Annotated in this window: 30 protein-coding genes; 17 read left to right on the forward strand and 13 right to left on the reverse strand. The window is 33.2% G+C overall.

What is annotated here, in order from left to right; translation table 11 throughout:
• Positions 1-96 precede the first annotated feature (96 nt).
• Positions 97-1,443 (reverse strand): ATP-binding protein, encoded by a 1,347-nt coding sequence (locus tag ACHJH3_RS01785; RefSeq protein ID WP_407063320.1) that lies wholly within the window; start codon positions 1,441-1,443, stop codon positions 97-99.
• A 569-nt stretch (positions 1,444-2,012) separates the two neighbouring features.
• On the opposite strand from ACHJH3_RS01785, the gene ACHJH3_RS01790 reads away from it, so the two are divergent.
• Positions 2,013-2,399: a type II toxin-antitoxin system death-on-curing family toxin gene (locus ACHJH3_RS01790; RefSeq protein WP_407063321.1), complete on the forward strand. Its 387-nt coding sequence runs from the start codon at positions 2,013-2,015 to the stop codon at positions 2,397-2,399.
• On the opposite strand, the gene ACHJH3_RS01795 is transcribed toward ACHJH3_RS01790, so the two are convergent.
• Positions 2,391-2,624 (reverse strand): hypothetical protein, encoded by a 234-nt coding sequence (locus ACHJH3_RS01795; protein WP_407063322.1) that lies wholly within the window; start codon positions 2,622-2,624, stop codon positions 2,391-2,393. The genes ACHJH3_RS01790 and ACHJH3_RS01795 overlap by 9 nt on opposite strands.
• 113 nt (positions 2,625-2,737) lie before the next feature.
• On the opposite strand from ACHJH3_RS01795, the gene ACHJH3_RS01800 reads away from it, so the two are divergent.
• A complete protein-coding gene (locus tag ACHJH3_RS01800) occupies positions 2,738-3,931 on the forward strand; it encodes a PDDEXK-like family protein (RefSeq protein WP_407063323.1) in 1,194 nt (397 codons plus the stop codon).
• Positions 3,932-4,069: 138 nt separating this feature from the next.
• Here ACHJH3_RS01800 and ACHJH3_RS01805 read toward each other — a convergent pair whose 3' ends face one another.
• From ACHJH3_RS01805 to ACHJH3_RS01815, 3 genes are all read right to left on the reverse strand, one after another.
• On the reverse strand, positions 4,070-4,747 hold the full coding sequence (locus ACHJH3_RS01805; protein ID WP_407063324.1) for a tape measure protein: 678 nt from the start codon (positions 4,745-4,747) through the stop codon (positions 4,070-4,072).
• A 185-nt stretch (positions 4,748-4,932) separates the two neighbouring features.
• Entirely contained in the window at positions 4,933-5,037 is a 105-nt protein-coding gene (locus ACHJH3_RS01810; protein WP_407063325.1) for a phage antirepressor KilAC domain-containing protein, read from the reverse strand.
• On the reverse strand, positions 5,000-5,563 hold the full coding sequence (locus ACHJH3_RS01815; protein WP_407063326.1) for a BRO-N domain-containing protein: 564 nt from the start codon (positions 5,561-5,563) through the stop codon (positions 5,000-5,002). Before ACHJH3_RS01815 ends, ACHJH3_RS01810 begins: the two co-directional genes overlap by 38 nt.
• A gap of 255 nt (positions 5,564-5,818) precedes the next feature.
• Between ACHJH3_RS01815 and ACHJH3_RS01820 the strand changes: the two genes are divergently transcribed.
• Positions 5,819-6,013, forward strand: coding sequence for a hypothetical protein (locus ACHJH3_RS01820; RefSeq protein WP_407063327.1), 195 nt, complete (start codon positions 5,819-5,821; stop codon positions 6,011-6,013).
• Here ACHJH3_RS01820 and ACHJH3_RS01825 read toward each other — a convergent pair.
• From ACHJH3_RS01825 to ACHJH3_RS01835, 3 genes are read right to left on the reverse strand one after another with little or no spacing between them, the layout of a single operon-like run.
• Positions 5,982-6,188, reverse strand: coding sequence for a hypothetical protein (locus ACHJH3_RS01825; RefSeq protein WP_407063328.1), 207 nt, complete (start codon positions 6,186-6,188; stop codon positions 5,982-5,984). The two genes, ACHJH3_RS01820 and ACHJH3_RS01825, sit on opposite strands and share 32 nt — an antisense overlap.
• Positions 6,189-6,413, reverse strand: coding sequence for a hypothetical protein (locus ACHJH3_RS01830; protein ID WP_407063329.1), 225 nt, complete (start codon positions 6,411-6,413; stop codon positions 6,189-6,191).
• A 51-nt stretch (positions 6,414-6,464) separates the two neighbouring features.
• Entirely contained in the window at positions 6,465-6,647 is a 183-nt protein-coding gene (locus tag ACHJH3_RS01835) for a helix-turn-helix domain-containing protein (protein WP_407063330.1), read from the reverse strand.
• A gap of 102 nt (positions 6,648-6,749) precedes the next feature.
• On the opposite strand from ACHJH3_RS01835, the gene ACHJH3_RS01840 reads away from it, so the two are divergent.
• The 3 genes from ACHJH3_RS01840 (at position 6,750) to ACHJH3_RS01850 (ending at position 9,168) form a co-directional block, all read left to right on the forward strand.
• Complete coding sequence (locus ACHJH3_RS01840) at positions 6,750-7,532, forward strand: XRE family transcriptional regulator (protein ID WP_407063331.1); 783 nt, start codon at positions 6,750-6,752, stop codon at positions 7,530-7,532.
• Between the two features lie 93 nt (positions 7,533-7,625).
• Positions 7,626-8,417: a HipA family kinase gene (locus tag ACHJH3_RS01845; RefSeq protein ID WP_407063332.1), complete on the forward strand. Its 792-nt coding sequence runs from the start codon at positions 7,626-7,628 to the stop codon at positions 8,415-8,417.
• Positions 8,418-8,427: 10 nt separating this feature from the next.
• Positions 8,428-9,168 carry a hypothetical protein gene (locus ACHJH3_RS01850; RefSeq protein ID WP_407063333.1) on the forward strand — a complete coding sequence of 247 codons (741 nt, stop codon included), beginning with the start codon at positions 8,428-8,430 and terminating at the stop codon, positions 9,166-9,168.
• Between the two features lie 129 nt (positions 9,169-9,297).
• Here ACHJH3_RS01850 and ACHJH3_RS01855 read toward each other — a convergent pair whose 3' ends face one another.
• The 5 genes from ACHJH3_RS01855 to ACHJH3_RS01875 form a co-directional block, all read right to left on the reverse strand.
• Positions 9,298-9,585 (reverse strand): type II toxin-antitoxin system RelE family toxin, encoded by a 288-nt coding sequence (locus ACHJH3_RS01855; protein ID WP_407063334.1) that lies wholly within the window; start codon positions 9,583-9,585, stop codon positions 9,298-9,300.
• Positions 9,575-9,790 (reverse strand): ribbon-helix-helix protein, CopG family, encoded by a 216-nt coding sequence (locus ACHJH3_RS01860; protein WP_407063335.1) that lies wholly within the window; start codon positions 9,788-9,790, stop codon positions 9,575-9,577. Before ACHJH3_RS01860 ends, ACHJH3_RS01855 begins: the two co-directional genes overlap by 11 nt.
• A gap of 126 nt (positions 9,791-9,916) precedes the next feature.
• Positions 9,917-10,210 carry a type II toxin-antitoxin system RelE/ParE family toxin gene (locus ACHJH3_RS01865; RefSeq protein WP_407063336.1) on the reverse strand — a complete coding sequence of 98 codons (294 nt, stop codon included), beginning with the start codon at positions 10,208-10,210 and terminating at the stop codon, positions 9,917-9,919.
• The gene (locus ACHJH3_RS01870; protein WP_407063337.1) at positions 10,207-10,458 is read right to left on the reverse strand and encodes a hypothetical protein; all 252 of its coding nucleotides are present in this window, start codon (positions 10,456-10,458) and stop codon (positions 10,207-10,209) included. The genes ACHJH3_RS01865 and ACHJH3_RS01870 overlap by 4 nt, the downstream gene beginning before the upstream one ends.
• A 347-nt stretch (positions 10,459-10,805) precedes the next feature.
• The gene (locus ACHJH3_RS01875) at positions 10,806-10,976 is read right to left on the reverse strand and encodes a hypothetical protein (RefSeq protein ID WP_407063338.1); all 171 of its coding nucleotides are present in this window, start codon (positions 10,974-10,976) and stop codon (positions 10,806-10,808) included.
• Between the two features lie 90 nt (positions 10,977-11,066).
• Between ACHJH3_RS01875 and ACHJH3_RS01880 the strand changes: the two genes are divergently transcribed.
• The 11 genes from ACHJH3_RS01880 to ACHJH3_RS01930 all read left to right on the forward strand — a co-directional run bounded on the left by ACHJH3_RS01880 (position 11,067) and on the right by ACHJH3_RS01930 (position 19,964).
• Positions 11,067-11,210 (forward strand): hypothetical protein, encoded by a 144-nt coding sequence (locus tag ACHJH3_RS01880; protein WP_407063339.1) that lies wholly within the window; start codon positions 11,067-11,069, stop codon positions 11,208-11,210.
• 200 nt (positions 11,211-11,410) lie between these two features.
• Entirely contained in the window at positions 11,411-11,668 is a 258-nt protein-coding gene (locus tag ACHJH3_RS01885) for a hypothetical protein (protein ID WP_407063340.1), read from the forward strand.
• Positions 11,669-11,711: 43 nt separating this feature from the next.
• Positions 11,712-11,966, forward strand: a complete 255-nt coding sequence (locus ACHJH3_RS01890; protein ID WP_407063341.1) for a hypothetical protein — start codon at positions 11,712-11,714, stop codon at positions 11,964-11,966.
• A gap of 188 nt (positions 11,967-12,154) precedes the next feature.
• Positions 12,155-12,466: a hypothetical protein gene (locus ACHJH3_RS01895; RefSeq protein ID WP_407063342.1), complete on the forward strand. Its 312-nt coding sequence runs from the start codon at positions 12,155-12,157 to the stop codon at positions 12,464-12,466.
• 2 nt (positions 12,467-12,468) lie between these two features.
• Positions 12,469-12,681 carry a hypothetical protein gene (locus tag ACHJH3_RS01900; protein ID WP_407063343.1) on the forward strand — a complete coding sequence of 71 codons (213 nt, stop codon included), beginning with the start codon at positions 12,469-12,471 and terminating at the stop codon, positions 12,679-12,681.
• Between the two features lie 1,190 nt (positions 12,682-13,871).
• Positions 13,872-15,440, forward strand: coding sequence for a PepSY-associated TM helix domain-containing protein (locus ACHJH3_RS01905; RefSeq protein WP_407063379.1), 1,569 nt, complete (start codon positions 13,872-13,874; stop codon positions 15,438-15,440).
• On the forward strand, positions 15,437-15,655 hold the full coding sequence (locus ACHJH3_RS01910) for a hypothetical protein (protein WP_407063344.1): 219 nt from the start codon (positions 15,437-15,439) through the stop codon (positions 15,653-15,655). The genes ACHJH3_RS01905 and ACHJH3_RS01910 overlap by 4 nt, the downstream gene beginning before the upstream one ends.
• Positions 15,656-15,680: 25 nt before the next feature.
• The gene (locus ACHJH3_RS01915; protein ID WP_407063345.1) at positions 15,681-18,281 is read left to right on the forward strand and encodes a TonB-dependent receptor plug domain-containing protein; all 2,601 of its coding nucleotides are present in this window, start codon (positions 15,681-15,683) and stop codon (positions 18,279-18,281) included.
• Between the two features lie 5 nt (positions 18,282-18,286).
• On the forward strand, positions 18,287-18,715 hold the full coding sequence (gene exbB / locus ACHJH3_RS01920) for a TonB-system energizer ExbB (RefSeq protein ID WP_407063346.1): 429 nt from the start codon (positions 18,287-18,289) through the stop codon (positions 18,713-18,715).
• Positions 18,715-19,098, forward strand: a complete 384-nt coding sequence (locus ACHJH3_RS01925; RefSeq protein WP_407063347.1) for an ExbD/TolR family protein — start codon at positions 18,715-18,717, stop codon at positions 19,096-19,098. The genes exbB and ACHJH3_RS01925 overlap by 1 nt, the downstream gene beginning before the upstream one ends.
• Positions 19,095-19,964, forward strand: coding sequence for an energy transducer TonB (locus ACHJH3_RS01930; RefSeq protein ID WP_407063348.1), 870 nt, complete (start codon positions 19,095-19,097; stop codon positions 19,962-19,964). The genes ACHJH3_RS01925 and ACHJH3_RS01930 overlap by 4 nt, the downstream gene beginning before the upstream one ends.
• The last annotated feature ends 3 nt before the right edge of the window (positions 19,965-19,967 follow it).

Raw genomic sequence — 19,967 nt, forward strand, 5'->3', positions numbered from 1 at the left:
AATAAAGTATTGTGGAAATAAGTTTTGGCTTTTAATATTAAATTTTAAAAATGCTATTTAATTATTAAAAAGAATTGTTTCTGCAGTCAAAATTATCTACACCAACTCCACCAATATAATTTCATCACCATTAAGCTTCTTTAGTTCATCGGTAAATCCGCTTTTGCTAAATATAAAAAAATGCTTTATTGGCAAATTTGAATCTACCTTTTTAGATTTTTCTTGTAAGTCTTTTAATACGTCTATACCTACTTTTTTATTAGAGTATTTACATTCTGCTACTATTAAGTAGTCTTGTGCTATGCCTACGGCATCTATTTCAGTATCTTTATCCCACCATCTACCACATTTAATAAGATTATAGTTGCCCAGTAGATATTTTATGGACAGTTTTTCATATATAGGCGATATAAAGCTATTAAAGTTTTCTTTTAATATACTTAAAACATAGTTAGTATTACCTATTTCTAGCTGGCTCTTGTAAGGTAGTACATAGCTAAACCAGAATCTAAAAAAATTATCTTTGATAAAGTAAAGCCCTTTTTTGCTCTTTAGCGGATTGCTCTCGGTTATCGGAACATCTTTATATATGATATCAAGCTCCATGAGCTTTGATATAAAAGAGGTGATGTTTTGAACATTCTTATTTAGCTTGCCGGCTATATTTCCTATCTTATGTTCTCCGTTCGCTATAGCTTCAAGTATAGAAAAGTAGGTGATTGGTTCGTTTACCTCATTTTGCAAGATGAATTGAGGTTCGTTGTATAAATATCCATTCGGATTTAATATATTTGTCTCTATACTTTTAAATATATTACCGCTATCTCTAAACATCTCTAGGTATTTAGGTACTCCATAAAGCACACTATAAAGCTCTATTAGCTCCTCTTTTGACTTATTATTAAAAAATTCTTTTAGATAATCAAACTCTATAGCCTCAAGTTTTATATCGCTTGTTCTTCTGCCATACAAAGGAGAATTGTAAGATAGAGTTTGCTCGTACATCATCGATATTATAGAGCCGCAAAGTATTAGGTGGATACTTTTATCTTTTAGTAGCTCATCTATTATGTATTGGAATTGTGATGGTATAGAGCTATCTATTTTGCTAAGATATTGAAATTCATCTATGATTATTATTAGTTTTTTATCAAATTTTTTGCTTGAGAGATATTTAAATAGCTGCTTTATATCAGTTAGCTCTAAGCTCTTTAAAAGACTATCTTGTAAAAACTCCGCCACTATATCTTTAAATCTATTTAAAACTACATTAAAGTTTTCAAGAGTAGCCAAAAAGTATATAGAGGGTTTATCTTTTATATACTCTTTTAAAAGCGTTGTTTTGCCGATTCTTATTCTGCCGTATAGCACTGTAAAAGAGAATTTGGAACTATAATACTCATCATTTAGTAGCTTAAGCTCTTTAACTCTATTGGCAAACATACTAATCCTTAAAATATCGTTTTTAGATTATAATAATATCAAAACTAATTTAGATATATGCTTAAATTTGCCTTGATTTAGATAGTTGCATGTTGTATAATTTTTGAATATAACAAAAAGGATTTGAATTTTGAGGATTGAGCTTAAAGATATATCTGAAATTAAAATCGGGCTAATGACTGAACGCAAAAAAGGTGTTAGTTATTAAAAGGGATGTTTAATATCAAGAATAGGATTCTTAAAAAGCTTTAATTTTGCACGCAAAACATATCTTTAGCGATGGATAGCTAAAATAAAAATGAGTTGTTACAAGGAAAGTTGGAAATAGTTCTTGTACAAAAAAGATATATTGAGACAAATAAAAGATATTTTAAACTCATAAAACTTACTAAATGCCACATGTCTTTAGTTATAAGCTATTTAAGTCAATATATGCGATAAAATTTAACGAATACTTTGAAGCCTAAAAGGATAAAAATGAAAACAAACGAACAAATAATTAAAAAGCTAAAAGAGGTAATTATAAAAAATCCTACTGTTAGATTAGTATTTATCAGGTTAAAAGACAAATGAGATACTTTGATATAAATGAAACCATAGAGCTTCATGATATCATAATGAGCGAAATAGGCGGCAAGCGTGGATTTAACGAGAGTCAAATTTCGCTTCTTGACTCTGTGCTCTCCTCTATACAAAATGATAATTACTACCCTAGCTTTATAGACAAACTAACACATCTTATCTTTTCTTGTGTTAAATTTCATCCATTCCTAGATGGCAATAAAAGAGGTGCTATATTTTTAGCAATATTTTTTATGGAACTAAACGACAAGACCGATATATATGAAGAGTTTACAACTCTCATGGAGGATGTGGTAGTGGAAGTGGCTGCTGGAAGTATAAGCAAAGATGAACTTAGACGAATAATAGGTGAGTTTATAAAGCCATTAACGTGAGAGCTTTTTGTATTGTTGAGATACCTGCTGTTGCTGTGTAGAAACTATCCTTATCTTGAATCTTGACATAATCAGACATATCTCAAATCTATCATATAAAGCCTCAAGTCCTTGTCTTTTTTGTGGCAGTTTATTAGTGGGTGCTAGAGAAATACTTTCCTCTTTTTCAACTAAGTCCTTATTTAGGACTTTTAGAAGTGATAAAAATCTCTCTTTGTTATTCATTTTGCCATCCTTTTTTAAAATTTAGAGCCATTTTATCTCTATAAATAGACAAAATTTTGTCTTAATTTATTTTTTTTTAAAATGATAAAATAACAACAAAAAAAGGATAAAAAATGAATTATGAAAAGTTATTTTTAGATATGCGCTTAAAATACAAACTGGAAAAAGAGAAAGCAGACCAGCAAAAATCAAGAGGCAAACATGACTACAATATATTTACGACATTTTTTAAAGCTTATGACGAAGTGAGGCTGCATTCAAGGTTTATCGCTTCAATGCTAGATCCGAGCGGCGATCATTACAAGGGTAGCTTGTTTCTTGATATTTTTGTAGATGTTTGTGGCATTGCGGATTTTGGGCTTGATGCTACAAGTGCTACGGTATGGACTGAGGATAGTCACATAGATATACATATATTTGATAATCAAAAGCATATAATCATAGAAAATAAGGTCTATGCAAAGGATCAAGATAGGCAGATACAAAGATATGTTAATACCTTGCTAGAAGATAAAGGCATAAAACATGAAAATATTTATGTGCTTTATCTTCATCCTGATGACAAAACGCCTAGCGAGTATAGTTTAGGGGATTATGAGTATGATAAAGATAAAGAAGTGCTTAAAAATAAACACAACAATGAGATAAAGATAAAGCCGATTAGCTATGACAAAGAGATAAGAGAGTGGGTGCAAAAATGCAAACAGGAGGTAGCAAATTTATCTGACTTGAGTTCATTTTTTTCACAATACGAAAGCGTAATAGATATGATATACGGAAAATACGAAAGGGTCGATAAGATGAGTAATGATAGCTTAAAAGAAGTGTTTAAATCAAACTATAAAGAAGTAAAAAACATATTTGAAAACTATAATAAAACAAGAGAAGAAATTATGAAAAATTTTTTTAATGAGGTTCATAGTTACTTAGAAAACAACCTTAAGGAAAATAAAGATTATGAGATTAAAACATGGGACAGACATATAGCCCTCAGGATAAAAAGCGAAAAGTGGACATATTTTGATTTTGTTATAGAATTTCAAAAACCTGGAAACTGGTTAATGCCGTTTATGGGGTTCAAAAGAACAAATAATGAAATAAATGCAGCCGAGTATAAAATTCAAGGTAAATTACTGAGTGAATTGCAAAAAGAATATGAAAATCAAACTGAATGGTTTGTGGCTTATAAACAATTACAAGATGATGTATGCGAAGCTATAGTACAAGGGTTGAATTCTGAAAAACTTGCACAAGATATAGCCGAGATTGTTCAGAGGGTAGAGGCAATATCAGAAAATAAATTCTGAAAATAGGATATAAAATTTCCAGACTAGATGGTTATAATTTCTTAAATTTTAAAAAGGAGAAAATATGGCCGTTGCCCTGCAAACTACAGAGGAGTATATATTAAAGAGTGGAAAAGATTTTTGATTCTGAGTAGGTTTTTATAAAAGAAAGAGAATATAAAGTTTATCCAAAAAGGAGATATAGAAGGTAATAAAGATGAAGGGTGTAACGCTAACTATGCCGTCTTTATTTTCTTTGATAATATCCGATACCCCTGCAATAATCTCACTTATGCCTTGTGTAACTCCCGCCGTTTGGTTTATTTCATTCGTAAGTAAAGTTATCTCGGTTCTTAAATCCGTTACGGCCTTGCCGACCGTAAGCGGCATATTTTTAAAATCTGCACTTATCTTGTCGTTCATCTTGTCAAAAGCATTTGCTAATGCTTCGGCTGTTAATTTGCCCTGACTGCCTAGCTCTCTTAATTTACCGATAGGAACGTTTAACCCCTCTGCAAGATAACGAAGCAATGTAGGCGAAGCTTCCGCTATTGCGTTAAACTCCTCGCCCCTTAAAACACCGCTACCCATAGCCTGACCGAACTGTTTAATCGCCGATGCACTTTCTTCCGCACTCGCTCCGCCTAGTTGTAAAGCCTTAGTAAAGCTTGATGTGATTTTGTTTATCTCTTGAGTGCTTTTGCCTACACCTTTTAAAGCAGGGGCTAGTTTTACGTATAAGTTTGTAACGTCTTTAATAGATGAGTGCGTATCTCTTGCGATCTTATGCATCTCTTTTTGCTGTCTTGTAAATTCACCCATAGACGAAGTAGTCATGTTAAGGCGTTAATTTAAAAGGCTCATTTCATCGGCTGTTTTTATGAATTCACGCACGACCAAAGAGCTTGCAACTCCTGCGATTACCGTATTTAGACTTTTAAAAGAGTTGGCTAGTTGTTGCGCGCTAGTCTCCGCTTTATGTGCTTTTTGACCTAATTTATCTAGTCCTTGCTGTGCGGTTTCTAGCCCTGATAAGGCACATTATGTCTTGAACCTCCCGTAATTAGATACCCGCTATTTCTTAGCCACTCAAAAAAGGTTGTTTTGCCCAATCTTAACCCCCTCACTATCGCTTAGGAGCTTTGCATAATTGCCGATTAATACACCGTCTATACTAGCCTCAACGCTTTTAGCAAAGCTTACGTAAGGCAAATTTATAATCTCTCTTTGTTCTAGCTCTTTACGTTTAGCGCGTTCGGCTTTTAAATCCGTAGCTAGTTTTATGATCGTGTCAGGGTCACTTAATACTTCATCTATTTTTTGTGGGGTTAAATATCCGCCGTGTTTTCTTATGGCTGGTAGGACTTCGCTAAATACCCACTCTTGAAACACTCCTGCTTCTGGTTTTCGACTTTGGAATATTAAACGATATAGATTTGGTTCGTTTATAAAATCTGCCTGCTGGGTTCTGCCTAAACTATCTATGACGTCAGTAGTAATGACGCCATCTTGATTAAGCCTAGTTTTAACTTGTCGTGAGTTATCAAGCTCTAAGATTTTGCACACATCAACTAGACAAAAAAGCGGTTCGTTATTTTCATTAACCGCAACTCTGATCTCAAAATCTGCATTTTTAAAGATTTCTAAATTCATCTTTCACCTCTTATATTAAATTTCTTAAACAAGCCTGCCTGTAAGAAAGGTGAGAATTGGCAGGCTTGTTTAAGAAATCCATATTCACTCTCTTGCGCTTTGCGCTCTCTTTGAGAAAAGCTCCTTTTGTAAAATAGAAGTCCTCACAAAAATTCACTAAAAGGAGCCGTTACAATGAATTTGACATTCATGTAAGCCCTTTGGTAGTAGAATTTAAAAACGACCAAGTTAAGAAATTCAACTTAAAGGACTTACATGACCGACAAAGAAATAGCTTTAGAGCTAACCAAAATTGTTATAGCCCACACAAATTTAAAAACCTACACTGAAAGCACCTACGACCCAGAAACAGGTGAGGCTAATTCAACGCCTATTAGTAAAACAGATGTCGCAAAAGAGGCTGCGACAATCTATAACACTATTTTTCAGGAGATAACCCAAAACAATTAATTCTTCTCTTTTGTAGTCGCTCATCGTAGTCAAATCTGCCTATAATGAGCCTAACCATCTTAATTTGGTCGTCACCCTTAAGTGCTCTTAGTTTCTTGGATATTTTGATAAATGTTTTATCAAAATGCCTAATTCTCTCTTTGGCTTCTAATTCTTTTAATTTTTCCTCGTTCATCTACTCTCCTTTGAGTTTTTGCATATTTGCAACCGCTTCTAATATCTTTGCCATAGTCGATGTTTCTAAATTCATCTTCACTAATGCCGTCAAAATATCAATGCCCATACGCACTACTTCACTATCGTTTTTAAAGCCTTTTTTGTTTTGAATATAAACAATGTTTGCGATGTTTTCATTTGACAACTTGAATGATTTGCTTATGTCATACTTCGGTGTTATCATTGTGTTTCTCTCGTAATATTTTTATAGCTCCGAAACGTTCGCTATTATCTTTCATGAAAGAGTAAAAAGCTCGTCGTCATCCCATATATCAGGGTTGATGTCGAACTTCTTGTGAAGTTGATTGGCATGCGGTCTGCTCGGCTTACTATCACGAGTAAACCAGCCAGAGACTGCACCTTGTGTTATGTTTAGCTCTTTAGCTATTTGGTTTTGAGTTATTTTTTCTGTTTTCATAGGAGCAATATTAGCAATTCCTATTTTAAGATAAGCTTAATCTAATAGGCATTACTAATATTTAGTTTGTTAAAATATTAAAATATAAGGAGTGATAATAAAATGGAATTGTCAGAAGTAATTAAAAAAGCCAGACTAAAAAAGGGGTTAACGCAAAAAGAATTAGCAGACAGAATGGGGTTAACACAAGGAACTATCGGGCAATATGAAACAAAAAAAGGCGAGATAGGTAAAGATGGCAAAGAAAAAAAGACGGCATCCCCATCTTTGGACAAAATACCAGAAATGGCTGAAATACTAGAAATTGATGTAACTGATTTTTTCCCATCGCACCCTAGTATAAAAAAACAAATAGTAAAAAAAGAGCTTAAAAACAATTTTGAAAAATATGCAGAATACATACCGGACGGAAAAAATATTAAAGAAATTGCTTTTCTTTCTAAGTCCGAAATGCGTATCGATGCGGGGGCAGAGGGTGTTTTTGATTTAACTCTATTTGAGAGCGAAGAAAGAAGAGTGGCTGTAGATAGAGCTGTTTTAAAAGGCTTAAACCCTGCAAATTTGAAGCTTTTTGAGGTTGTAGGCGACAGTATGCAGCCAGAATACCACGAGGGCGATTTAGCGATCGTAGATATGGCAAACGGCAGAGACAACTTTACCAAAATAGCAGGAATTTATATCGTTAGAGTAGTCGATGTCGTTTATGTAAAAAGAGTTGAATTTCTACCTGAAAATAAAATCAAGTTAATAAGCCTAAACCCGATATACGGCGAAATTTATCCACATCAGCACGGATATGATTGTGAAATATTAGGCAAAGTTTGTGGCAAAATTCATTACGAAATACAAAAAGGGCTAACTTTTGACGATAACGGGATTAGCTAGCTACTCCATAAACTCAAAGAGGTTTTAGGGAATTAGAGTGTTAGAGTATTAAAAGAGGATAAGCTTTTAACGAAAAGCAAGGATTGATTAAGAATGATAGAGAGATTAACAATAAAAGATGTGTTAGAAAATGCAGACTATGGGGCAACTGCACCGGTATGGATACGAGCAAGCAACAACAAAACGTATCTTTTAAAATTTAGGCACGAAAAGGACGCAGAAAAAGACATATCGAATTTTAACGAATTTCTGGCTTTTATGCTAATGAAAGAGCTTGGGCTTAAAATTTATAAATATAACATAGCTTTTATCGACATTAACGAGCAATCCTTGCAATTATTTCACAATAAAGTTTCTGCTGAAAGCTTAATCAACGCTCATAACTCCATAGGAACAAATATCGGTATATTAAAAATTGAAAATTCACAAAAATTTAAACCGTCAGATATTGACAATATGCCAAAAAGTTTAATTAAACGCATAGCTAATATCGACAACATTATGATGAATTCCGACCGAACCGCAGACAACCCAAATATGCTTTATGACCCAAAAAACAAGTCATATTCGCCGATAGACTTCGGGCTGTCTTTACTTAGCCATAGGGTATATGACGCTATCAAAAACGGCGATGTCTTAAATGAGCGGTATTTGAATTGGACTGTAGGGGATGCAACCAAAGATAGACATTATTTGTTTAAAAACCAGAATAAATTGAATTTTAATCGAAAATACAATAGCATAATTCAAACATTGGATAACATAATAGAACAATGCCCGCAAGAGTGGGAAGTGTTGAAGTATGTTGATGTAATAAAAGATATTGTGGCTTGGCGTATAGTAAATAACACTTTTGGCAATGCGTGCCCTTGCTATGATTTTTAGGAGTGATGATATGAGCTTTGCAAAATATAAAGTCATTCATTGGTATATGGATAAACTTTCGCTTGAATTTTTAAATATCGGCGTGGTTGCTTTTGATGATTACGATTTTAAATTTAGGCTTATAGATAACTCTTTGATAAAAGCAATGAGTTCGGCAAATTTTATAAATAGAAAAATACTAGCCTATACCGCCGAATACATTGGAGAGCTTCTTGCTAAAGTTAAGAACGAAAGGGAATTAGAGCAGGCATTATCTAAGGAGTATTTTGATAATTTTAGATTTAGCCGGACACAACTTTTTAGCCCTTTTTCTCCGCTAGACATAGAGATAGACGCACTATTTGAGCGTTATGTCGGTTATAAGTTTGACGATAAGTTAAGCAAACCGCATAATGCAAACAGAGAACATATAAAACAAGCTGTGAAAGAGCTTGCGGAAAAAGAATTTAAAAACTACGTCAAATTTAGCAAGCGCAATGGGTTTGATTTTAGCCTAATATTACAAAAACGCGAATACCCATCAATTTTAGGTAGTATAGAAAACAAAGAGGATATTAGCCGTGCGTTTAGCAGGCAGTTGGAAATACCGGAGTTCAAAGGAATATATGGTATTACAAATACTGTGCATAAAAACACGGTAAGAGTAGCTATGTTTAAAGACACTCTTCTAAACATCGGCTATAGACCTATGCCTTTTGCCGACAAAGAACAGATACAAGATAGCCTAGAAAAGCTCCTAGTCGTAGCTTAAATAAAAGATGAGTAAAAGCATGCTCTGTCACAGCAATAATGCTTTTTTTAAAATAGGTTTGGCTATCCTTGTGATGGTCTGCCCCCTCTTTGCCCTCTCGGGTAAAGTCATCAAAGTATCAGACGGCGACTACCTGTAAGCGTCTTTTCTATCCGTTACTTTCAAAACGTATATTATGAGAGTATCATTAAGCTTTTCGTAAATCACTCTAAAGCTTCTAAGACGCAGTCTATAAAGTCCCGACAAGCTTCCCTTTAAATGCTTTATCTTCTCGGTTTTTATAAGCTCATTTTCGTATTCGGGGCTAAAGTTAGCCTCAAACTCCTTTAAGCTTCTTAGTATAAAAGTTCTCACGCTTTTTTCAAGAGCTAAAATTTCCTTTTCGGCTCTTTTATCAAACTCTACCCTATAACTCATCGCTTAGCTTTATAAGCTCATCTAAGCTTTTGCCCTTTTGCTTGTTTTTGGCTCTGCTTTCGGCTATTTTTAGATCTAAAACATCAAAGTAATAATCAAGCGCTTGTCTTACTAATGCGCTCTTGCTTTCGCCCAATTCTTTTGCCATGCTTGCAAGTTCGGCATTTAGTCCGCTAGGCAAAGATACCATTATATTATCTCGCATATCAGCTCCTTTTTTATCGGATTATATAGTTTTATATATAGTTTTGTCAATATTAATAGCACTGTCAAAGAAATTTGGACTGTGGTCTGATAAAGAGCCTATCGCCCCGTGGGAGTGGAGAAAGCGTTAAATTTGAAGTGTTTTAAACGTATTTTCTTTAAATACGCCGAGCACGGCAATAGTGTCGTTTTGCTTATCGACAAGATACGGGATAACGTAACCCTTAAATATAAAATCACGGATATTTTCATCATCAAAGCTTAACGACTGCCTGAATTTATAAGGCATAAAGCCTAATTCGTAAATCTTGCCGTAAAGCTCATCGTGAAATTTTACCGCTCTATCCAAGCTATCCTTAGCGATAAATTCTAAGATACTATCAAGTGCGGTTAAAAACTCTTGCCTAAAGATAATTTTCATACGTCCGCGCCTAGTCTTTTTAAAGTGTTTTCTCCGTGTTTTTTTGCTTCGTCAAAGCCTTGAAATTTAGAAATATCGCCGCTTTTATAATCATTGACCGCCGTTTCAAGCTCAAGGCTTATCTGTTCGGGCGTTCTTTTATCATCCCACTCTTTGATTTTTTCTATCTGCAAATTAGGCATTATGGATTTAAAGCTTTCTAAGATAGGCAAAAATGAGCTATCTACGTTTTTAAGTATCACTTGCATAGGTACGCTCCTTAGTCTAGGTTAATTAAATTATATCATTTAAAGTTAAAAATATGTTTCGGCGGTTTGTTAAAAAGCTATAAATGATTATATTGTAAAAAATATTAGCAATACCTATTAATTTAAGGTTGTTTTAAAATAGGAAATGCTAATATTTCATTATCCAAACAAAGGAGACCCACTCCTAGCCTACGTAAGGCAGAAGCTACGGGAAGCGTCAGTATTTAGGCGATAAATACATATTCGGTTTAAGCCCTGAAAGAGTGTAGTTCAGGGGTAGAAAAATCGTACACAAATTTTATATGGCGGATGTAGTTTAGTTAAAATGTGCGAGCGCCCTTAAAGCCTCAATAAATGCAGGTAGCTCCTGCCGTCCGCCACCAAAACGGGTTTCGTATCCGAAGGGAGTTGATGAGTAAAAGACAGAGATTGCCGTCAAATCGGCTTGTAGCGCTCTTACCTTGAGCGGTGCATAGTTTTAAGTAAAACGCCGTCTTTCCCGTTATTACATTACCCATACAAAAGCCTTTATGTTTCTGCTGTGGTGAAGCTAATTCGTGATCTACATAAAGGCTTCTTTGTGGGTAAATTAAACAAAAGGAAAAATGATGAAAACATGCTGGATAATTGCAGGCTTTAAAGACAAAGATAGCGAAGACTATCAGGCTTTGGCTGTTTTTACAAACGAGAAAGAAGCAAAACAATATTTAGAATTAGCCAAAAAAACAGCTTTGCAGAGTTTTACGAAGTAAATCATTTTGACATCAGAATAGCAGAATTTATAGGAGTTGAACAATGAAATTCCTAAAACTACTACTAGGCTTTAAAGCCAAAAAATACATCATATCAAACATTAGATTTCTAAGCTTAAAGGCTTAGTGGATTAATTTTAATACACAAAAACGCTTGTGTATTAATAATCTCAAAAAAAATATACACAAAAGGATTAAAAATGTTAAATTTTATTTTTTGGGGAATTGCTCTTAATGTATATTCTTTGGTTTTATTATGGATTATAATTAAAGCCATTTATCCAAAAGACTATAAATCGCCGTATGATAAAAGATATAGTCTAATTTTAAAAATAGCCCTTGTGTTTATACCATACTTTTTTGTCGTTTTATTTATAATAAGCATTTTAGGTATGGTTGTTTTAAAATTTGACTACAAAGAGATAGAGAGATACAGAAGTAAGGTTAAAAAAGACTAAGCAGGTTTTTTGTATAATCAAGGCTAAATTTTAAGGATAAATAATGAAAAAAAACATAAACAAAATAATGAAAATTGAGTATCGCTGTAAAGAATGCGATACACAGCTTATATTTAATATCGATGAATTTAAAACCGCTCCGATAGGTTGCACCGTATGCAATGCATCTTTTAAGTATCAAGGCAAAAGCGACCCTATCGTTTCGTTAAACAATGCGTTAAAAGAGTTAAAGATGACTACAACGATAACGGGCTTGATATTGTTAATCCTTATTCAAGCTTGGTTTATTTTGCTTTAGACCAATTTATTATCGCTTTAAAGGAGATGATAAACGAGGATTATAAAAAGCCTATTATAGACGCTTTAACCGCCATTAAATATCAAAGGTTAAATGATGAATTGGACTAGGTTTCAAGCATTATGGCTTAAAAGGGGTTTTGTTGTTGTCGGAAATCCTTTTAAATTTTATGTTTTAAAGGTTTTAAAATGACTATTTTAGAAAGTATCTTAAGTGATTTATTAGGCAAGGGAGATAAAAAAGTCTGTGTTGATTTCAATAATCCTAAGCTTAAGAAAGAATTTTTTAAAAGGTATGATGATATGCACTATCTGAATACGGGTAGGCATATAAAAGAGGGTTCGTGGCTTTTTGATAAGGCTATGATTGAATATAAAAATCAAAGCTATCAAATAAATTTAGCAAAGCTTACAGATGAAAAGGGTTATTATCTTGTTCGTGGGGTTAAGTATCTTTTTGCTATCAAAGAAAATACATTAAATTTATATGACAAGGAGTAAAAATGTCAATCAATAAAGAAAAAATTGCGGATTTTACAGATAAGGTAAATCCTATTGTTAAGGGTTTAGGTGCTTTAGCTTCTATATTCTTGCCAAAAGCGAGCGTTCCGATTGTCTTAGCTAGTGAAGTTTTAGACGAATTATCAAAAATAGACAGCAAGGACGGCAACGATGTTGTTTTAGGTCTTACTGCTACTTCGCAGGCAATACATTAATTTATTTGCTTGAAGCTACACTGATTTGAATCAAATAAAATGATGCAACCAATCCAAAACAAAATCTCTTAATAGAACACTTGTCTATAAAGTTTTTACATGATTATTATATCAAATATAAACTATCTATTTAGGAAAGGGCTTATTATAAATATTGTTAATTGTTCCATTTTAGATTTATCTGCAGGTGTAAATTATAGCCAAAAATATGTCCAAAAATTCAGACATTTTTTTTGATCGCAGTATTCATAAAAATGTGTTTTTATCGGTGTTCATGTTTGTTGCAGAAAATTTGAAGTTTTGTTACAGAAAATTATCGATTTTTAAGCTATAAAATTTTAAAATCATATCCAATAAAACCCCCAAATAAGGGCTTAGAAAGGCTTAAGAATCATGCTTAGCAATAAAAGTGTCCCAGTGTCCATCTTCTGTCCGCCACTAATCCCCAAACTACAGCATTTCAAAGCACTTTTTTAAAATGAAAAATCCCTCTGCCGACCCGTCGACAATTTTTAAGCATAAATATTTATATCTCTATTAAAATCATCTAAGTTTTGATTAAGGTAATTTACATAGACATCATAAATCATTTTTGTAGATGAATGACCTAATAAATTTGCAAGTTCAACCGGAGTAACTAAATTTTTATAAAGCATATTTGTAGCGTAAGTATGACGCATAATATAAGGTCATCTGTATCTTATTTCTAGTTTCTTTAGTATAGTTTTCCAAAAGTTATGCTGGAATATATAAGTATCTCGATATGGCAAGCCATATTTAAATTTAAAATTTAATTATATTGGTTACTGTTATTAAATTCCTTCAAAAAAGACAAAATAGCTCATTAATCAATAGTAAATATCATAATTGTATTAAGTTAGTTTTTACTAATATTAAATTATAATTCAGAATTAATTTTGATAATCAAGGATGTATTTTTTGCGTTTAAAAGTTAAGGAGTTTTTGATTAGAACTATAGCCTGTATAATGTTTGGTTTTTATTTAGCTTATAGTTTTAGTGTCAAAATTCCAAATTTTTTAGACGTATTACAAAATGAAAAGCTTGTTATTGCAAACTTTCTTTTCATGATAATTTTTTCTGCATGGTTTTTGTTTGCTTATATGATTAGATTGAAATTTTTATTTATAGCAACTTCTATATTAACCGTTTTGGCGGTGTCTCTGTGATTATGTTAAGACTATTTCATAGATATTTTGGTCTTGTTTTTGCGTGGATTGCATTTTTTATTTTTTTTAGCGGAACGTTAGCTTATTACAGAGATGACATAACTTTATTTATGCAGCCTGAATACTATGAAGTTAATTATAAAAATAGCGAGTATATAGATACTGCGGTTGAGTATTTTAAAAAACATCATCCAAATTCAGATATCTGGAGGATAACACCTCCAGGTGATTTGACTCCGTATATAAGCCTGTCTTGGCAAGATAATGCAAAAGTGAAAGAGCATAGGCGTAATAGAAAAAGTGTAAAAATAGACCCAAATACTTCAGAGCTACTTAAAGGCAGAACCACTTACGGAGGAGCTTTTTTGAGCGCTCTTCATTATGATTTGTGGTTTGTAAAGAGGATTGCTGCACGTGAAATTATGGGATACATAACGGTAGTAATGCTATTTATTCTTATATCTGGCATCTTCATTCACGGCAGAATTTTAAAAGATTTTTTTAAATTTAAGAAAAAATCTGCTTGGCTAGATTTGCATATTTTAAGTAGTGTAAGTGGATTTGTGATATTTTTTATGCTCGCAGTTTCAGGACTTTATTTGGTAGAAAGATTTATGCTAAAAGATATTTATTTGCAAGTTGCAGAAGAAAATAAAGCAAATTTGCAAGAAAATTTTAATGCCAAAGCAAAGGCTAGAAATGAAGAGCGTAAAAAGCAAAGAGCTCTTGCAAAGCTCTCTGCGGAGCAAAATTTAACTTCTGTTTCGACTCAAATTTTGACTAATAATTTGGATAAAAACGTATCAGAAACTGTTGCTAAAACTCATAAGTTTATTCCTAGTATAGAGCAGATCAAAAATATAATAGGTAAAAATAATAATAAAAATATTGAAACTATTATCATTCAAAGAAATTTTAAAGATACTGCTTATGTTCAATTAAATTTTACTTCAGAAAAACCATTTACCGATAGCGGAGTTGGTTTGAGCGCCAAAATTTTTGATTTGTCGACAGGTGATCAAGTTGAAGAGATTGCCGAAAGAAAACTTGATAGAGCAAGTTTTGTAGCGGTTTTTATGAAGCTTTTTCATATAGGTGAATTTGGCGGAAGTATAGTTAAATTTATATTTTTTATTTTCGGTTGTGCTGGTCTTATCATGTGTGCTTCCGGAGTATTTTTATGGAGCAAAAAACGACACTCTCATTTTGCTAAAAACGTAATTAAAACCCTTAACAATACTTTTTTTATAGGTCTTTTTACTGCTCTTGGCTCATACTTTTTAGCAAATCAGCTAATTTCTTATGAGGTTAAACTAAGATACGAGTATGAAGTTTACGCATTTTTCACAGCTTTTGCAATTGCTTTTTTGTTTGGAATTTTATTTGTTAAGCGTTATGCTTATGCGATTACATCTACGATTACATCTTTGGTTTTTATAGTCGTGTCTGTTGTTTCAATTGGCAATGGCTCTTTTGCGAATTTTGCCGTCTTTAAAATTTCCATTACTTGCGCTTTGGTATCTGTCATTTTTATCTATCTATCATTTAAATTTGCAAAGGAGAAGGCGTGAGTATTATCCTTGGGACTTTAAGTATATTTTTCATAGCCCTTGCCAAACTAGATAGGAAATTTTATTTAGGGGCTATCTTATGCTTCTTTTTGTTTATTTTGCTTATGTTTTTAAATGATAATAAATTTTTAGATTTTACATATTTTTTCTTTGCGACAGGGATTTCGCAAATACTAATTAGTTTTGCAATTAATTTTAAAGAAATTAAAAATTAAAAATATCTTAACAAAAGGAGAAACTTTGAAAAAGCAAATGCTTATAATGAGCTCAATTGCAGCAATGTCTATAGTCGGCTACGCAAAAGATATTGAGCTTGCAGACTTAAATGTCACTGCAAATTTGTCTAGCGCAGACACCATACAAAAACAAGGTAAGTATCTTGGTGAATCAAAAGTATCAAAAGATACTATAGAGTCTTTGCCTTCAGTCAATAGGGGGCTTACGGATATACTTAGAGTAAACCCAAATGTTCAGTTTGGCAACACTCAGATAACATCTAAGAATTCGGGTGAAATTGATCCTCAGGATATAAGTATAAACGGAGCTAAGTTTTATCAAAATAACTTTATGATTGATGGGCTAAATATAAACAATGATTTAAATCCAGGCAAGAGAATACAGGATCAAACTAACATTCCAGGGAAAATTCTGCCGGATCTAGGATCTATATCTCAAGGTATAAATATAGATAGCGGTCTTATTGAAAGCATTACTGTTCATGATAGCTCTGTTAGCGCTAGATATGGCGGGTTTCAAGGCGGTGTTATAGATACCAAGACAAGAGATCCGCAGAAAGGTTTTCACGGTAAAATAAGCACTTCTCACACTAGCGATAAGCTTACAAAATTTCATATAGATAAATTTGAAAAAGATTCATTTAAAAATTCTTTTGAGCATATAAATCAGCCTAAATTTAGTAAATGGAAGCATGTCTTAGAGCTTGACGGCTCTCTAACTGATGATTTTGGTATGATATTTAACTATTCTCAAATAAGATCAAAGATACCGCTAGTAGGTTATTGGTCAATATTTATGAGTGATAAAAAAGACTCTTACGAGCAAGAAAGAGTTCAAATAAGAAAAAATGAGAATTTCTTTTTGAAAGCCAAATGGTTTGCGACTGATCGTCTTACCATTACTCCTACTATTATTTATGCTCCAAGTAGCGGTATTTATTATAACAATACGACAAAAGACAGTAAGCAGACTATGAATTCAGGAGGTCTGACTACTTCGGTTGATGTAAACTATGATTTTGACTGGCTAAACTTTAAACAAATTTTTGGATATTCAAAGCTTGAGAGCTCAAGAGATGCTGAGAAGGAGTATTGGATACAATGGCTACCTAGTGATAAACGTCCTTGGGGTAAAGCCAATAGCTATGAAGGAGGATATGGTGATATCACTCAAGAGCAAGAGACATTTTCTTATGACGCAACATTAGATTTTGCACCTATTGAATTTTTAAATATAGAGCATAATTTTGCAACGGGTTTGCAGTTTAAGCACTCCAAAGGAATTTATGGAATATCTAAAGATTTTTATACTGTAACAAGCATTGGCTTTTTAAAAGCAGGGGAGAAATGCTTGCCAAATGATCCATGGTGCTCCATGGATGCTCTTCACGGCGGTAGAAATCATTATCAAAGAATATGGGAAAAATATAAAAAGGGAAAAGCTACTGCAAAGATAGATCAAATTTCATTTTGGCTTGAGGATGAGATGAAAATAGGAAATTTATCACTTAGACCTGGCTTAAGGTTTGATAGTGATAATTATATGAATAAAGACACTATTGCACCTAGATTTAGTTCTGTGTATGATGTGTTTGGAGATAAAAGCACTCAGATAACTTTTGGAGCCAATAGATATTATGGTCGTAGTTCTTTTGCCTATGCTTTGCAATCAAGTAGAGACACTCTGAAAGAAAGATGGGTTAGAAAGGGGCGCAATGTAGGCAGGACAGGCATATATAGTGAGTGGGAAAAAGATCCTGACTGGAATGCTCTAAAAGGACACTTCTTTAAAGAGTTAAAAATACCTTACGATGATGAGATCGCCATAGGTCTTAATCAGCGCTTTGCAAATTTTGATATGTCGGTAAAATATGTCAAAAGAAACGGAAAAGATCAAGTGGTAAAAAGTTTAATCGAAAATGAAGGCATTAAGCCTGACGGAAGTAGGTACAAAGAAAAAAATGTGACAGTTTTTACAAATAAAGGTAAGAGCAAAAGCGACACATACACACTTAGTCTTAAAAATGTAATGCCTTATGAATTTCATGGAACTAGACATAAATTTGAGCTTGGATTTAGCTATAGCGATTATAAAACCAACTCCTCTAGCTATGAGCTTGATATAACAACAGATAGAGGTGAAATGAAAGATATATCACAAAATCCTACGGTAAAACTTGACGGAAAATATATAAAATATTCAGAACTTCCGTCTAAAGATTATAATAAGCCTTGGACATTAAGAGTTGCCACTATATCATCCTTTCCTCAGATTAATCTCACTTGGGGAAATATTTTTAGATTAGATAGCGGACAGAAGTATTTAGTAGAAGAGAAAGGCGAGGAATATAAAGGTGAGCTTATAAGCGTTTATAAAACCAAAAAGATTAGCAATGCTTTTAATTGGGATACGTCATTTGGCTTTGAGTGGAATATGCCTAAGAAGTCTAAACTATTTGCAAACATAGACATCTTAAATGTTTTAAACAGAAAAAATGTAGCAGGAAGTGAGAATAAATTCGTAAGGTCTGAAATGTCATTTGTGGATGTTGTTACTTATCAAACAGGCAGACAATTTTGGTTTGAGGTTGGTTACAAGTGGTAGAGATAATGAGTTTTTTAACTCAATATATAGACTATATAATATTTTCCGTTTTAGGAGCCATGAGCTTCATAGCTCTTACACTTGGAATTGAGCGAGCGATATTTTTCGCTCGCTTTAAACAGGAATATTATAAAGACTTAAACGAGCTTGAAACAGATGTAACAAGAAATTTAACCTGCATAGGAGTTATCGGCTCAAACGCTCCTTATGTTGGGCTTCTTGGAACTGTTATAGGTATCATCATAACATTTTACGATATGGGACAAAGTGGAAATTTTGAGACATCAACTATTATGACAGGACTTTCCATCGCTTTAAAGGCAACCGCTCTTGGGCTTTGTGTAGCTATACCTAGCCTTGTTATATATAGTTTTGCCTTAAGATCGGCACAAAAAAAAGTAAATGAATTTAAAAGTTTGCACGGCATAAAATAATGGATATGAAAGAAGATTTTAAACTAAACGTTGTCCCACTCATTGACGTTATGCTTGTCCTCTTGGTCATAGTTCTTTGTGCGGCTAGTTTTATAGAATATGGCAAAGTTGAGGTGCAGCTTCCAAAATCAAGCAAATCGGACAAGGAGTTCCCGAAAGATAGATCTGAAATTTTACTAAAAGCAAGCGGAGAGATAATTTTGGATGAAGAGGGGCTTGATTTGCAAGTTCTTAAAGAGAGGTTGAGCGAGTTTCCAAAAGATAAATTTATACTTTTTAAAGGCGATGAGCGTTCCGAGTTTGGAAAATTTGTAGATATTTTGCAAATTTTAAAAGAGCTTGGTTTATCAAATTTTTTAATTATGACAGAGGTTAAAAATTGAAGCGAAAGAGATTAAATTTAGTCTTTGCTTTTTTGATATCTTTCTGCTTGCATGCCGCAGCCGTAGGATTTGTAGTATATGGAAATTTTAAAGACAGTGAAACCAATATATCAAAGAATGATATCCAAAAAGCAGCTTTTGGCTTAAATTTTGCTCAAATTGCCGATATAAATACTAATTATGAAGCGGCCTCAAAGAGCGAAGAAATTTCTCATGCCGTAGAAGAGATGAAACCTCCCGTGGAGGAAGTTGATAATGAAGTTGTCGAGGATGTACCCCAAGATGTTGTCGCTGAAAATATAGATAATGATAGCCCTGTTCAGGAGCCAACGCCACAGCCACAACCTCCTAAGCCTAAAAAGAAAATAAAAAAGATTAAGCAGAATAAACAGCCAAAGCCGGAAAAAATAATTGAAAAAAAGCATGTCTGCGAGCATTGTGTAAATCGTGAAAAGAAATTAGATGAACCTACCGATACTAAAGCTTATGTTGAGTCCATGGTTGGCTCAAATACACAAGCAAATAATGATGTGAATTCAATCGGAGGTAGTAAAAGTAGCGGAAGTTCGGATAGTAGACAAGATGGAGGATCAAACTTAAACGGCGAAATTTATGCCGCTATCAAAAAACACACTACCTATCCAAAGCGAGCCCTTGAAAGAAAGATTGAAGGCAGAACGGTAGTCGAGTTTAAACAACTTAATGAAGATGAATTTGAATACATTAATGTTATTGAAAGTAGCGGTTTTAAGATGCTTGATTTGCATGCGATTAAGATAGTAAAATCAGCTAGAAAATCACTTCCAAAGGCGTCTTACAATCTAAGTATAAAAGTTCCTATCACTTTTGATATAAACAATTTTTAAAGG

The organism is Campylobacter canis (assembly GCF_045504005.1).
GTDB lineage: Bacteria > Campylobacterota > Campylobacteria > Campylobacterales > Campylobacteraceae > Campylobacter_A > Campylobacter_A canis.